The sequence below is a fragment of the Kocuria sp. p3-SID1428 genome (genome assembly GCF_025149945.1).
Lineage (GTDB): Bacteria > Actinomycetota > Actinomycetes > Actinomycetales > Micrococcaceae > Kocuria.
In genome coordinates, this window is sequence record NZ_JALXVH010000001.1 from 12,435 (window position 1) to 26,934 (window position 14,500).

The 14,500-nt window shown below is 71.2% G+C and carries 11 protein-coding genes; 5 read left to right on the forward strand and 6 right to left on the reverse strand.

What is annotated here, in order from left to right:
- Window positions 1–22 precede the first annotated feature (22 nt).
- Window positions 23–1,036: a heat-inducible transcriptional repressor HrcA gene (hrcA, locus tag M3E84_RS00060; RefSeq protein ID WP_259893786.1), complete on the reverse strand. Its 1,014-nt coding sequence runs from the start codon at window positions 1,034–1,036 to the stop codon at window positions 23–25.
- A gap of 203 nt (window positions 1,037–1,239) precedes the next feature.
- Between hrcA and M3E84_RS00065 the strand changes: the two genes are divergently transcribed.
- Together M3E84_RS00065 and M3E84_RS00070 are read left to right on the forward strand one after the other, a co-directional pair.
- The gene (locus M3E84_RS00065) at window positions 1,240–2,106 is read left to right on the forward strand and encodes a DUF3097 domain-containing protein (protein WP_259893787.1); all 867 of its coding nucleotides are present in this window, start codon (window positions 1,240–1,242) and stop codon (window positions 2,104–2,106) included.
- Window positions 2,107–2,251: 145 nt separating this feature from the next.
- A complete protein-coding gene (locus M3E84_RS00070; RefSeq protein WP_259893789.1) occupies window positions 2,252–2,836 on the forward strand; it encodes a DUF4870 domain-containing protein in 585 nt (194 codons plus the stop codon).
- Between the two features lie 76 nt (window positions 2,837–2,912).
- Here the strand turns inward: M3E84_RS00070 and hemW are convergent, their stop codons facing one another.
- From hemW to lepA, 3 genes are all read right to left on the reverse strand, one after another.
- Window positions 2,913–4,157 carry a radical SAM family heme chaperone HemW gene (gene hemW, locus M3E84_RS00075; protein ID WP_259893791.1) on the reverse strand — a complete coding sequence of 415 codons (1,245 nt, stop codon included), beginning with the start codon at window positions 4,155–4,157 and terminating at the stop codon, window positions 2,913–2,915.
- A gap of 89 nt (window positions 4,158–4,246) precedes the next feature.
- Window positions 4,247–5,095 carry a protein phosphatase 2C domain-containing protein gene (locus M3E84_RS00080; protein WP_259893792.1) on the reverse strand — a complete coding sequence of 283 codons (849 nt, stop codon included), beginning with the start codon at window positions 5,093–5,095 and terminating at the stop codon, window positions 4,247–4,249.
- Between the two features lie 2 nt (window positions 5,096–5,097).
- On the reverse strand, window positions 5,098–6,945 hold the full coding sequence (lepA, locus tag M3E84_RS00085; protein ID WP_259893794.1) for a translation elongation factor 4: 1,848 nt from the start codon (window positions 6,943–6,945) through the stop codon (window positions 5,098–5,100).
- Between the two features lie 195 nt (window positions 6,946–7,140).
- Here lepA and M3E84_RS00090 point away from each other — a divergent pair, with 195 nt between their 5' ends.
- Both M3E84_RS00090 and rpsT read left to right on the forward strand, forming a co-directional pair.
- Window positions 7,141–7,722, forward strand: coding sequence for a type II toxin-antitoxin system PemK/MazF family toxin (locus M3E84_RS00090; RefSeq protein ID WP_259893795.1), 582 nt, complete (start codon window positions 7,141–7,143; stop codon window positions 7,720–7,722).
- A 172-nt stretch (window positions 7,723–7,894) separates the two neighbouring features.
- The gene (gene rpsT, locus M3E84_RS00095) at window positions 7,895–8,158 is read left to right on the forward strand and encodes a 30S ribosomal protein S20 (RefSeq protein ID WP_058870931.1); all 264 of its coding nucleotides are present in this window, start codon (window positions 7,895–7,897) and stop codon (window positions 8,156–8,158) included.
- 202 nt (window positions 8,159–8,360) lie between these two features.
- Here rpsT and holA read toward each other — a convergent pair whose 3' ends face one another.
- Complete coding sequence (holA, locus tag M3E84_RS00100) at window positions 8,361–9,368, reverse strand: DNA polymerase III subunit delta (protein WP_259893796.1); 1,008 nt, start codon at window positions 9,366–9,368, stop codon at window positions 8,361–8,363.
- Window positions 9,369–9,499: 131 nt separating this feature from the next.
- Window positions 9,500–12,109, reverse strand: coding sequence for a ComEC/Rec2 family competence protein (locus M3E84_RS00105; protein WP_259893798.1), 2,610 nt, complete (start codon window positions 12,107–12,109; stop codon window positions 9,500–9,502).
- Between the two features lie 523 nt (window positions 12,110–12,632).
- On the opposite strand from M3E84_RS00105, the gene M3E84_RS00110 reads away from it, so the two are divergent.
- Window positions 12,633–14,480: a calcineurin-like phosphoesterase family protein gene (locus tag M3E84_RS00110; RefSeq protein ID WP_259893800.1), complete on the forward strand. Its 1,848-nt coding sequence runs from the start codon at window positions 12,633–12,635 to the stop codon at window positions 14,478–14,480.
- The last annotated feature ends 20 nt before the right edge of the window (window positions 14,481–14,500 follow it).

Consider the following 14,500-nt stretch of genomic DNA (forward strand, 5'->3'; position numbering starts at 1 on the left):
GCGAGTCTGTTGCGGGTGCGGCTCAGCCGGGCAGCGAGCGCGACAGGTAGCGGGCCACGGCGCGCACCGCCGCCATGGTCTGCGGGTAGTCCATGCGGGTGGGTCCCAGCACGCCGAGCTTGGCGCGGCGCTGCGGACCATATCCGGTGGCCACGACAGCGGTCTCGACCAGCGGGTCCGAGGAGTCCTCGGCCCCGATGCGCACGGCCACCCCGCGCTCGTCCTGCTCCATCTCGGAGAGCAGCTGCAGCAGGGTGACCTGCTCCTCCAGCGCCTCCAGGACGGGACCGATGCTGCGGCGGAAGTCGTCGGTCGACTGCGCCAGGTGCGCTGTGCCGGCCAGGAGCATGCGCTGGCCGGGCTCGCTGTCCAGCAGGGCGGTCACGGCTGCGCCCGCGGCCTCCAGCAGGGGCCGCTCGGCAGGCGGCGCCTGCTGGGCCGCGGCGGCGACGGCGGCCCCGGCACCCGTCAGGGGATGCCCGACGGCCGCGCCCAGCAGACGGGCTCGAGCATCCAGCACGACGGATTCGGCGACGGGCTCGGGCGTGCGCAGCATCCGCTGGCAGACCCGTCCGTCGGTGGGGATCACGACCAGCAGGACCTGGTGCTCATCCATCCGCACCAGCTCCAGATGCCGAAGCGCCGCCGAGCTCACCGAGGGGTACTGCACGACCGCCACCTGATGCGTGAGCTGCGAGAGCAGCCGCACGGTGCGCTCCATGACGTCGTCCATGCCGTCGGCGCCCTCGAGGAGGGTCTGGATCGCGCGGCGCCGGGCCGGGGTCAGCGGCTGGACCGCCGAGATCCGGTCCACGAACTCGCGGTATCCCTTGGCCGTGGGGATCCGTCCGGAGGAGGTATGCGGGGCCATGATCAGCCCCTCCTCCTCCAGCACTCCCATGTCGTTGCGCACGGTCGCCGAGGACACGCCCAGTGCGTGGCGCTCGACGAGGGCCTGGGAGCCGACCGGCTCCCGGGAGTGGACATAGTCCTCCACGATGGCCTGCAGGATCTGCAGTCTCCGGGGGTGGTCCATGCTCCGCTCCTTCCTGCGCCGACCGTGCGCCGCTGGTCCTCTCGAAGGCCCATTCTGGCACTCGAGGCCGCACACTGCTAAGCCAGTGTAGGCGGGCTCACGCCTCGGCGCTCGCACCGCGGGCCTTGATACGCTCGCCGCTGATCCGCCGGGAGCCTCCGCAGCGGATCGCCGTTCCTCGCCGTCGATCCGAAGAGGCCGCCATGCCCGCCGCATCCTGGGGACCCCGCTCCCTCAGCGACCTGTCCGCCGCGAGCCGGCCTCCCCAGCCGCGCGAGCTGCCCGTGGCCCGCGGCATGGTCCTCGAGGAGTTCGAGACCGGCTGGGTGGGCGCCGTCGTGCGCCTGGAGACCATCGGCGGGATGCGCGTGCTGAGCCTGGAGGACCGGCGCGGCAGGGTCCGCGGCTTCCCCCTCGGTCCGGGCTTCCTCTTCGAGGGCGAGCCCGTGATCGCCGCCGAGCCGCAGCGCCGCAGCGCGCCGAAGGCCCCCGCGCGCACGCGCTCCGGCTCGGTCGAGGTCGAGGGCTTCCGCGCCCGCACGGCCCAGGCCTCCCGCATCTGGGTCGAGGGCAAGCACGACGCCGAGCTGGTCGCCAAGGTCTGGGGACACGACCTGGCGGTGGAGGGCATCGTGGTCGAGCCGCTGCACGGCGTGGACGACCTGGCCGCGGCCGTCGCCGAGTTCTCCCCCGCCCCCGCCAGGCGCCTGGGCATCCTGGTGGATCACCTGGTGGCCGGCTCCAAGGAGTCGCGGATCGCCGAGGAGGCCATGCAGGTGCCCGCCGCCCGCGGCAATGTCGCGATCCTGGGCCACCCGTACATCGACATCTGGCAGGCCGTGAAGCCCAGCGCCATGGGCATCCGCGCCTGGCCCGAGGTGCCCCGCGGCACCGATTGGAAGACCGGGATCTGCCGCGGGCTGGGCTGGCCGCACGAGACCCCGGAGGACATCGGGCGGGCCTGGAGCTCGATCCTGGCCCGCGTGGATACCTACGCCGATCTGGAGCCGGCGCTGCTGGGTCGAGTGGAGGAGCTCATCGACTTCGTCACGGTCCCCGCCGGCACCTGATCGGCTCGTCACACGAGCCCGGCCCGAAGCGCGTCGTGCGCAGTCAGCGGCTAGACTGTGGGCGACCCGAGCGCCGCCCCGCCCCCAAGGGATCACGGTGCCCGCACGACCGGTCCCGCCGGTCACACGAACTCGAAGGTGGACCGTGGCCGTCTCCAGCAGCAGCCCCCAGCGACTCAGCGACTCCGGCGCCGAGCCCGACTCCCACGATCAGGCCCCGCTCGCCTCGAACGAGTACGAGGGGCTCAGCGCCCGGCCCGGCCCGCTGTCCGTCACGGATGACCAGCAGCTGGCCACGCTGACGCACATGCTCGGCGTCATCGGCTGCCTGCCCAGCATGATCATCCACCGCTGGGCCCGAGGCCGGGCCCGCTTCACCGAGCAGGAGTCCCTGGAGGCCGCGAACTTCACCCTGCTGCCCACTCTCGTGGTCCTCGCCGGTACGGTGCTCGCCTTCATCCCCTGGATCGGCTGGATCTTCGCCATCCTGGCCGCCGCCGCCTGGCTGTGCCTGGCGATCTCCGCCGTCGCAGCCGCCGTCTCGGCGAACTCCGGGCGCCCCTATCGCTACCGGTACAACTGGTACCTCTACGACGCCCTGGCCAGCCGTCGTGCCGAGCGCCGCCGGCAGCGCCGGACCTCCGGCCCGGTCACCGCCCAGGGTCAGGTCGTCACCCCCAGCGGCCGCACCGCCGATGCCCCCGAGCCGCAGACCGGCACCGCCGACTGACCCGTCCGGCGTCCTGCCCCAGCTGCAGAAGGCCCCGCCGCGGCGGGGCCTTCTGCGTCTGTACTCTCAGCCCCGCTCAGTCGACGAGCAGCCTGCGCACCACGGCATCGCCGAGCAGCCGGCCCCGCAGCGTGAGCACGAGCCTGCCCTGCACGGCACTGCGTCCGTCGATCAGCTCCTCGGCCACCAGCCCCGCGATCTGCGCCCGCCCCTGCGGACGCAGCGCGTCGATCGGCATGCCGTCGGCGATCCTGGACTCGAGCATCACGCGCTCCACGTAGCGGGTCTCGTCGTCGAGCAGCTCGCGGCCCACCGCCGGCGAGAGGCCTCGGCGCACGGTCTGCGCGTACGGCATGGGGTGCTTGCGATTCCACCAGCGCACGCCGCCCACGTGGCTGTGGGCGCCGGGGCCCACGCCCCACCAGTCTTGGTTGTGCCAGTAGGCGAGATTGTGCGCCGAGCGGTTCTCCACGGCGCTGCGCCCGCCGGCGGCCCGTGACCAGTTGGAGATCTCATACCACTCGAAGCCGGCCTCGGCGAGCATCTGCTCGGCGATGGCGTACTTCTCGGCCTGGTCGTCCGGGTCCACCGCAGCCACTTCCCCGCGACGCATCTGCGCGGCCATCCGCGTGCCGTCCTCCACGATCAGGGAGTAGGCGGAGAGGTGATCGGGCTTCAGCGAGATGGCCTGGCGCAGCGACTCGCGCCAGTCCTCGAGCGACTCCCCCGGAGTCCCGTAGATCAGGTCCGTGCTCACCGACAGCCCGGCCTCCTGTGCCCACTGCACGACCCGCGGCACGTTCGCCGGGTCGTGGGTGCGCTCCAGGGTGCGCAGCACATGCGGCACCGCCGACTGCACGCCGAAGGACACCCGCGTGAAGCCTCCGTCAGCAAGGGTCTGCAGGTCCTCGCGGGTCACGGAGTCGGGATTGGCCTCGGTGGTGACCTCGGCGTCCTCGACCAGCCCGAAGCTCTCGCGGGCGCTGCGCAGGATCTCCACGAGCGCCGTCGAGGCCAGCCGGGTGGGCGTGCCCCCGCCGAAGAACACGGTGTGCAGCTGCCGGGGCGCCACCCCTGAGGTCTCGAGCGCGTGGCGGGCGAACTCGATCTCGCGCACCGCCTCCAGGTGATAGGCCGCCTGCGAGACGTCCGGGCCGAGCTCCAGCGCGGTGTAGGTGTTGAAGTCGCAGTAGCCGCAGCGCACCGAGCAGAACGGCACATGCACGTACAGGCTCAGCGTCCGCTCGGCGCTGCCACGGGCGGCCGAGTCCGGGAGCAGCCCGTCCTCGGGAGGGGTCTCACCATCGGGCAGAGAGGGCATGTCATTCCTTCGAGTTCAACTTCAGGTTCTATGATTACAGGGAGTCTTCAAGCTCCCATCGAGCCTCAGACTCTGGGCGTCAGTGCAGGTCAGAGCGTGAAGGCGAGACCTGTGACGTCATCGTGCACGGTCAGCCGGGGTGCGAGCACGCACCGGGGGTCGGCGCGCTCCAGCCGACGGAGGCGCTGGACCGCCCCGCCTGCCGAAGCCGTCTGCAGGGCCTCGAACAGGCCGCGCTGATCCATGACCCCGAAGGTGCTGACGACACGTTCCAGGCCATCGCTGAGCAGGCACACGCGCCGACGCTGTCCGCCGGGCACCAGGTGCCCGCAGGCATGCTGCGCGGCCTCCGGTGAGCCTCCCAGGATCCAGAGCCCGTCGTCCGTGCTGCGCGTGAGTCGCTCCTGCGCCTGAGCCTCAAGCAGCTCGGCGTAGGCGGCTTCGGCCGAGCGCCCTTGCGCTCGCAGCTCGTGCCACCGACGCAGCACGCGGGCGTCGCCGTCGGCGAACTGCGGATCCACGACCTCTCGGATGTCGGGTCCCTCCTCGATCCACAGCGACGAGTCCCCCAGCACGAAGCACTCGAGCCCCTCACCGGTGCGACGGATGAGCGAGAGCGTGGTCGTAGGGATCTCGGCCCCCGGCCACCCGATCTCGATGCTGCGCTGGGCCTGTGCCCGCGCCGTCTCGACGATCTGCGGCAGCGACTGCTGCTGCGAGCCGGTGCGACCGAGGCCCGTGCGCAGGGCCGCAGAGAACCGCCAGGCGAAACAGGAGACCTGCTCTGCGGCCACCCGGGGGTTCTCGGCGCCCAGCGGGGTGGCGCCATCGAGCACCCATGCAGCCCGCAGCGTGCCGTGGGCCTCACGGGCCACGCCCCAGGCGTCCTGCGTGCGACGCTTGGCCGAGACGGCCACCACCGCCGGGCCGGGACCCACGACTACTTCTTCTTCTCCGGCTCGTCCGCCGACAGCGCAGCCACGAAGGCCTCCTGGGGGACCTCCACGCGACCCACCATCTTCATGCGCTTCTTGCCCTCCTTCTGCTTCTCGAGCAGCTTGCGCTTGCGGGTGATGTCGCCGCCGTAGCACTTGGAGAGCACGTCCTTGCGGATGGCCCGGATGTTCTCTCGTGCGATGATCCGCGAGCCGATCGCCGCCTGGACGGGGACCTCGAACTGCTGGCGCGGGATGAGCTCGCGCAGCTTATTCGCCATGGTGGTGCCGTAGGAGTAGGCCTTGTCCTTGTGCGTGATCGCGGAGAAGGCGTCCACGCGCTCGCCCTGCAGCAGGAGATCGACCTTCACGAGCTCGGAGACCTCGTCGCCGTCGGCCTTCCAGTCCAGGGAGGCGTAGCCGCGGGTCTTGGACTTCAGCTGGTCGAAGAAGCCCACCACGATCTCGGCCAGCGGCAGGCGGTAGCGCAGCTCCACGCGATCCTCGGAGAGGTAGTCCATGCCGCCCATCTGGCCGCGCTTGGACTGGGCTAGCTCCATGATGGTGCCCACGAACTCCGACGGCGCCAGGATGGTGGCCGAGACCATCGGCTCGCGGATCTCCTTGATCTTGCCCTCGGGGAACTCGGACGGGTTGGTGACCCGCAGCTCGGTGCCGTCCTCGGTCGTGACGTCATAGGACACCGACGGCGCCGTGGCGATCAGGTCCAGGTTGTACTCGCGCTCGAGTCGCTCTCGCGTGATCTCCAGGTGCAGCAGTCCCAGGAAGCCGCAGCGGAAGCCGAAGCCCAGCGCCGTGGAGGTCTCGGGCTCCCAGACCAGGGCGGCGTCGTTGAGCTGCAGCTTCTCCAGGGCATCGCGCAGCACCGGGTAGTCCGAGCCGTCGATCGGGAACAGCCCGGAGAAGACCATGGGCTTGGGGTCCTCGTAGCCGCCGAGCTCCTGGTCCGCACCCTTCACAGCGGTAGTGACGGTGTCGCCCACGCGGGACTGGCGGACGTCCTTCACGCCGGTGATGAGGTAGCCGGTCTCCCCCGCGGCCAGGCCGTCGGTGGGCTTGGGCTCCGGGGAGATCACGCCGATCTCGAGCAGCTCGTGCTGGGCACCGGTGGACATCATCTCGATGCGCTCGCGAGGCTTGAGGCTGCCGTCGAACAGCCGGACATAGGTGACCACCCCGCGGTAGGTGTCGAACACGGAGTCGAAGATCATGGCCCGAGCCGGTGCCTGGGGATCGCCCGACGGCGCCGGGATCTCCTCCACGATGCGATCCAGCAGGGCCTCGACGCCCTCGCCGGTCTTGCCCGAGACCCGTAGCACGCGCTCCGGATCCTCGCCGATCAGATTGCCGATCTCCTCCGCGTACTTCTCCGGCTGGGCGGCCGGCAGGTCGATCTTGTTGAGCACCGGGATGATCGTGAGGTCGTTCTCCATGGCCAGGTACAGGTTGGCCAGGGTCTGCGCCTCGATGCCCTGAGCGGCGTCCACGAGCAGCAGCGCGCCCTCGCAGGCGGCCAGCGAACGGGAGACCTCATAGGTGAAGTCCACGTGGCCCGGGGTGTCGATCATGTTCAGCGCGTAGTCGGTGCCGTCCAGGGCCCAGGGCATGCGCACGGCCTGCGACTTGATCGTGATGCCGCGCTCCCGCTCGATGTCCATGCGATCCAGGTACTGCGCCTTCATCTCCCGCGGCGTGACCACGCCGGTCGACTGCAGCATGCGGTCTGCCAGGGTCGACTTGCCGTGGTCGATGTGCGCGATGATGCAGAAGTTGCGCAGCACCGACTGGTCGGTGCGCGCAGGCACCGGCGGATGGGCGGCCAGTGGGGACAAGGCGGGGCCTCTCTGGATCGGAGACGGGGCGCGGCTTCGGTGCTCGACGCCCGACGGGCAGGGCGGATCAAAGGCCCAGTGTCTCATGAGCTCCGCCTCGAACCCGTCGTCGGGACCGGTGCGGGTCGGCGCCATGCCGGGAGTCGTGCGATGACGCAGCCGCCGCCCAGCATCGGGCCTGGTTCAATAGCGGACATGAACATCAACTTCCGGCAGGTCGCCCGAGGCCTGCTGCGCGGCTATCGGGTCGTGCAGCGCCTCCAGCGCGAGAGCGACCGGGCGCGCAAGGGCCCCTCGACCTCGACGACAGCCCGAGACCGACCCGATTCGCGGCACAGCCCGTCGCGGCCGTCGTCGTCGGTACGCTCCGAGGGCGGGCTGTCCGGCGAGTATCCCGGCGACTTCCGAGGCAGGGTGCCGGTGGCCTACGCCCCGGATCCCGACGGCGAGCCGGACCCCGGGGAGATCGTGTGGACCTGGGTGCCCTATGAGGAGGACCACTCCCGCGGCAAGGACCGACCGGTGCTGATCGTCGGGCGCCAGGAGCCGTACCTGCTCGTGCTGATGCTGACCTCCAAGGACCGCAACAACGCGACCTCTTCGGATCGCGACTACCTCGACATCGGCACCGGGGCCTGGGACCGCGAGGGCCGCCCGTCCGAGGTCAAGCTGGATCGCGTCATCCGCGTGCGCCCCGAGGACGTGCGCCGCGAGGGCGCGGTGCTGCCGCGGGATCGCTTCGAGACCGTGGCGCAGCGCCTCGAGGGGCGCGGCTGAGGCCTCCCGCCCTCGGAGGCCCCGCTCTGGTAGGCTTGTCCGCTGTGTGTCCGCGCTGATCGCCGGGCACTGCGGTCGACTGTTGCGAGCGTCCCCACTCTCATGTCTCAGTCATGGTCGGCCGTGAGCCCTCACCGATCCGATCAACGTGAACCTGTGAAGAGGAGTCCCTGTGGCTAACATCAAGTCCCAGAAGAAGCGCATCCTGACGAACGAGAAGTCGCGCCTGCGCAACAACGCGTACAAGTCGGAGCTGAAGACCTACGTGCGCCGCCTCGACTCGGCCGTCGCCTCCGGCGACAAGTCCGCTGCCGAGACCGCCCTGCGCGATGTCTCCCGCAAGTACGACAAGGCCGTCTCCAAGGGCGTGCTGCACAAGAACAACGCGGCCAACAAGAAGTCGGGCTTCGCCAAGCGTGTCGCCTCGATGGCCTGATCCGTCAGGATCCCGCGCCGCGGCGCTTCTGACAGGGCCCTGCTCCTCCTGGTGAGGAGCGGGGCCCTGTCGCATGTGCGGACTGCCCTCCGCGACGGCGGACGGCGAATCCCGCGAGGAGTCGCAGATGCGCACCCTCGCGCGCTGATGACCTGCATGAGCGCCTCCTGACCGACGCGCCGCCGGGCGGATCACCCGCGCCTCAGCGGCGACCGGACAGCGCGATGGTGGTGATCGCCTTCTCCACGGCGTACGGGGCGCTGCGGGACTCGCCCTTGACCTGAGCATCGGCCTCCGCCAGAGCGCGCAGAGCCTTGACCATGTCAGCCTCCGTGAAGCGTCGGGCCTCCTGCTGGGCGCGCTCGACCTGCCACGGAGCTCCCCCGACCTGCCCGGCCAGCTGATTCGCGCTGCCGCCCACGCCGTGCACGGCGGCCACGAGCCGGACCTTGGCGGCCAGGGCCGCGACCATGGGCACGGGATCGGTGCCGGTGTCCAGGGCCTGGCGCCACAGCTTCAGCGCCGCCGCCGGCTGACCGGCCAGGGCGGCATCCGCGACCTTGAAGGCAGTGGCCTCCACCCGTCCTCCGTAGTACGTCTCCACGACGTCGAAGGTGATGTGCTCCGGGCCGTCCGAGAGCAGCTGCGAGCACGCCGAGGCCAGCTCGGAGGTGGAGTTGCCGACGGCCTGCGTCAGCGCGCGGGCGGCGTCCGGGTCGATCGTGCGCTGGTGCGAGCGGAACTCGTGGCGCACGAACTCGACCTTGTCGCGGTCGTTCTTCAGCGGCGCGGCGTCCACCACGACGGCCTTGGCCTTCAGGGCGTCGAGCAGCTTCTTGCCGCGGTTGCCGCCCGAGTGCACGAAGACGACCACGACCTCCGGATCCGGCTGTCCCACGTACTCCAGGGCGTCCTTGAGCAGGTCCTCGCTCATCTGCGCGAGGTCCTCGACCACGATCAGCTTGGGATCCTCGAACAGCGACGGGCTGGCCAGCACCTGCAGCTGCCCCGGGCCATAGGAGGAGGCGTCCACACGCGAGAGCTCGATGGCCCCGCGGGATTGCCTGAGCAGCGCCCGCAGCCGGTCCACGGCCCGAGCGATCAGGTAGCCCTCCTTGCCGGTGATCAGGATCAGCGGCGCCGGCTCGACGTCTCGCCAGGAGACTCCGGGGGCGGCGGCTGCGGCGGTGCGACGACGGGGCGGGGTCATAGCCTCAGAATCTCATGTCCGACCGACAGCGCAGCGCTTCTCACAACTCTGATGCCTGCGTCCGCCCGTCGGATTCACCGCCGCCGGTGCGCAGGCCCGCGGATGCGCGAGGATCCCTCCCCTGCCATCGTTCAGCCGAGCGACTGCGCCGTCAGCGTCCCGTCCTGGACGTGGACGGCCACGGCCCCCATCTGATCGGTGCGCGCCACGGGGATCGATCCCTGCCCCAGGTGCTCGAGGATCACCGGATGCGGGTGCCCGTAGTCGTTGTCCGCGCCCACGCTGACGAGGGCCAGGTGCGGGGAGGCGGCGTCGATGATCGCGACCCCGCCGTTGCGCGCCCCGTGGTGGGAGACCTTGAGCAGATCGACGTCCAGCAGCTGCGGGTCCGAGCGCAGCAGCGGCCCGACCCCGGATTCCTCCAGATCTCCGGCGGCGAGCATCGAGAGGCGCTGCGACCCGTCGCCGACCTCGGCGCGCAGTGCGATCGAGGCGTTGTTCTCGTCCTCGGACTCGGGGCTGATGCGGGACGTGGCGGGATCCGGGCCCAGCACGACCAGCTCGAGTCCCGCGCCCTCGAAGCGCTGGCCGAGCTGAGGGCGGGCGGCGCGATCCTCCAGCCCGGCGAGCTCATCGGGGGCGCGTCCGGTCGCCGAGGACCACCACACCCGATCGATGTCCACGACCTCGCCCAGACCTTCGGCGCCGGCCACGTGATCGGCGTGGTCATGGGTGAGCACCATCAGGTCCAGGTGCCCGACCCCTGCGTCCTTCAGGCACCCGCGCAGCGCACCTGGATCGGGACCCGAGTCGATCAGGACCGTGGACTCCTGGCCATCCTCGCGGCCGCGCAGCAGGACCGCATCGCCCTGACCCACGTCGCAGGCGAGCACCGACCAGTCCTCGGATCGGGGATCCGGCCAGCGCAGCACGGCCACCAGCGCCACGACCCCTACGGCGATCACGATCAGCCCTGCGCTGCGCCAGGCTCGCTCGCGTCGTCGGGCCCGGTGCCAGGCTGCCTCGGTCACGGGCCCCGGTGCCGGCCCGGATCGGACCTCGCCCACACAGGAGCGCCGAAGCCAGCGGGCATCGAGCCGGTGCACGGCCACCATGAGCCCCGCGCTGAGGACCAGCATGAGCACCGGACCCACCGGGGGCGCCGGCCAGGGGACTGTGGAGCCCGGTAGCCCCGCGAAGAACCGGGCCGAGCCCGCGATCAGCCGCACCGCCCACGAGCCCGGTTCGAGCAGTGCGCCTGCCAGCGCCTCCCCCACCGGGCCGCCGATGCCCAGCAGGATCAGCGCGGCGAGGCCTAGCACCGTGATCAGCGGCACGACCGGGGCGGCGATCACATTGGCCGGCACCGCATAGGCGGCCACGGTCGGTGTGAGCAGCGCGAGCACGGGGGCGCACCACACCTGGGCCACCATCGGGATCGCGAGCACGAGCGCCGCCGCCGTGGGCATGGCGTGCTCCAGAATCCGGGTCAGCGGGCGGGCCGTCACGACGATCCCCGCGCTCGCGCACACCGACAGGGCGAAGCCGTATTCGGTGCCCAAGCTCGGATCGATCACCAGCAGTGTGCACACGGCCGTTGACAGAGCGGCCAGGGAGACGGGCCCGCGCCCCGACAGGACCGCGAGCGCGGCGACGGCTCCCATCGCCGCCGCCCGCAGCACGGAGGGATCCGGGCCCACGAGCACGACGAACAGCGCGAGTGCACCGAGGCCGAGGAAGACGCACACCCGTCGCCGGGCCCCCAGCCCCAGGGCGAGCTGGCCGGCCATGGCCATGACCAGGGCGCAGTTGGAGCCGGAGACGGCGGTCAGATGGGTCAGGCCCGTGACCTTCATGGCCTTCTCGAGTCCGGTGTTCAGTCCGCTGCGGTCCCCGTAGGTCATCCCCGGCAGCAGCCCGGCGGCATCGGGTCCGCGGGCCTGTGCGGCCAGGGCGAAGCGCTCGGTGGCCGTCTCGAGCAGGGACGGGCGGTCCTGGGCTTCCGTCATCGGCTGCGGCGGCCCGGTGCTGCGCAGCTGCAGGTCGGTCTGCTCGATCTGGGGGGCGCTCACCACGGCCTCCGCGCGATCCCCGCTGCGCAGGCTCGCCCACCGGCCGTCCTGGGCGAAGACGGTGGCCCGGGCTCCGCTGCTCAGCCGCACCGGCACGACGACCCCGCTGGAGGCTTCGCCGACCTCCTCCGGTCCCGGCCCGAAGCTCGAGGCGGTGGCGCTTTGCCACGTCACGGGTCGGTCGGTCACCTCGACGACCACGCGCTGCGCGTCTGCGTCCATTGCGCGCATGTCCTCGGCGGCCGCCAGCTGCTGGGTGCCCGCGCGCAGCAGGACGCACGCGACGACCACCGCGCACAATGCGGCCGTCGGCAGCAGGGCAGCCAGTGTCCGGCCGCGAGGCGAGCCCGGTGCTGCTCCCCCGGGCAGTCTGCGCCCGCTCCGACGAGCGAACACGGCCACGAGGAGGACCATGGCGAGTCCCGCTGCGATGAGCAGCCGGAGATCCACCTCGAGCACCGCTCCCAGCGCAGCGCCCACCGACTCAGACTGCGACGTCCCCAGCAGAGCGGCTCCCCACGCGCTCAGCGCCACGGGCACAAGGCGCAGATCCCAGGTGGGGCGCAGCGCCCTCCGGGCCGCCTCGAGGCGCTCCTCCCGGCGAGCGCTGTGTGCCAGCGCCCACCGCTCGGGCATCTCCTGCGAGCGCAGCCACAGCCGCGCGAGCACGCCTGGAGCCTCGGGACCCGCTCCGGAGGCGCCACTCGGTCTGCCCGGCTTCCGTCGTCCACGTCCCCGTTCAGATCCCGGCTCCTGCCGACCCCGCGGAGGCAGGGCGCGGGCGGGATGGCGGGAGGAGGTCACCGGCGCATTGCACCAGTGCCTCCTGCGTGGCAGTCCTCAGCTGAGGCGGGCAGAGGCCCCCCGTCCGGCCGGCCTTCAGACGAGTCCCCTGTGGAGGCGCGAGGGCCCGACCGCTCCCCGCTGCGACAGCGACAGCGACGCAGGTCGCAGCACCGAGCCTCGTGCGTCGAGACCCCCGCGCAACTCGAGACGTCAATGCACCGAGTGTTTCCCGAGGCGTCGGCACCGGGACGGGAAGTGGTCGACTGCTGTCGACCCTCAGGTGGAGCGGAGGACATCTTCCCAGGTCAGCCTGGACCTGTCCGCCCCGCCGAGGGCGGATCAGGGTCCGCTCCCCGGCCCTGTCGAGCACGGATCTGCATCCTTTGCACCACCCGTCAGGAGCATCATGTCCCAGCAGCACCTCTCCCACCCCAGCACTGCCCGTTCCCGTGATCCTCGCCCGCGACGCGCGCTCAGCGCCGCCGTCCTCACCGCGGGGCTGAGCCTCACCCTGCTCGCGCCGGCGCCGGCGCCGGCCCAGGAGCCGTCGCGATCCTCCACCTCCGCAGACGACTGGAACGGCAAGGCCTTCCGCGGCCAGGTGGACGTCACCGCCGGTCCCGATGCCGACCAGGACGTCCTGGACGGCGCCGTCTTCGACGACCGCAACCGCAACTCGCAGCAAGACCCCGGTGAGCGCGGGATCGCTGGGGTGGAGGTCTCCAACGGCCGCAAGATCGTCACCACCGATCGCCAGGGCCGCTACGAGATCTCCGTGCGCGACGGCGAGACGGTGTTCCTCACCCAGCCGGCCGGCTATCAGGTCCCCGTGGACGAGGACAACGTGGCCCAGTTCTTCTACACCCACATGCCCGCCGGCTCCCCCGAGCTGCACTACGGCGGCATCGACCCGACCGGCCCGCTGCCCGATGCCGTCGACTTCCCGCTGGCGCGCACCACGGACACGCTCAGTCGCGATCAGCGCTGCCTGATCGGCGGCGACATCCAGACCTACACGCAGGAGGAGGTCGACTACGCCCTGCGCGGGGCCTTCGCCGACCTTACTCAGCGCACCGACTTCACCGGCTGCGGTGCGCTGTTCATCGGCGACATCGTCGGCGATGACCTGGACCTGTACGACCAGACCCGCGAACTGACGTCACTGCTCAACGGACCCGCCCGCTTCCTGCCGGGCAATCACGACCTGGACCTCGACGCGGACTACGACCACCGCTTCGACACCTACCGGTCCCAGTTCGGTCCGGACTACTACTCCGACGACGCCGGCGACGTGCACGTGGTCTCGCTGAACACCGTGCAGTACTCGCAGGGCGCGCCCTACAACGGCACGTACAACGGCGGCATCGACGATGAGCAGCTCGCATGGCTGCGCCAGGACATCGCGAACACCCCCGAGGACAAGCTGATCGTGCTGGCCTCGCACATCCCGCTGCTGAACTGGCACGACCAGGGCTCGGACCGCCATCAGGTGGATCAGGTCCAGGCGGTCCACGACATCATCGGCGACCGTCCGGCCGTCGCCTTCGGCGGGCACAGCCACACGCTGGAGGTCATGCGCGAGGGCGATTCCATGGAGGGCTGGAAGAGCCTCTACGGCGTGGACGAGCTGCCGTTCGACCACATCACCGCAGGAGCGATCTCCGGCGACTGGTACACCGGGCGCGTGACGGAGGCCGGCTACCCGACCGCACTGCAGCGCGACGGCGCCGTCCCCGGCGTCTTCACGCTGGGGGCCCACGGCAACCGGTACGAGGACTCGTTCATCGGCACCGGGCGGGCGGCCTCGGAGCAGATGTCCCTGGGCTTGAACACCCCTGCCTACCGCGACTGGTACGACGCGAACCGTCGCAATGTCGGGAAGGCTCCCGCCTTCGAGACCCCGCTCGAGGTCTCGGCGGACGAGCTGGGCGAGTCGTGGCTGACCACGAACGTGTGGGCCGGCGGTACGGGAACCGAGGTCTCGGTCTCGATCGACGGCCGCCCGGCTCAGCAGGCGCAGCACACCCAGCAGCTGGAGGGCGAGTCCAAGCGGGTGGGCGCCGAGTTCTCGGATCCGGCGGCTGCCCAGGAGCAGCTGGTCCGCGGCGGCTCCGTCGCCGAGGCCTCCGGTCACCTGTGGCGTCTGGATCTGCCGGAGGACCTCGCTCCGGGCGAGCACACGGCGACCGTGACGCAGACGGATCGCTACGGCGTCTCCACGACCGAGCGGATCACGTTCACGGTCACCTCCTGAGGCGGCCTCCGGCTTCGGCG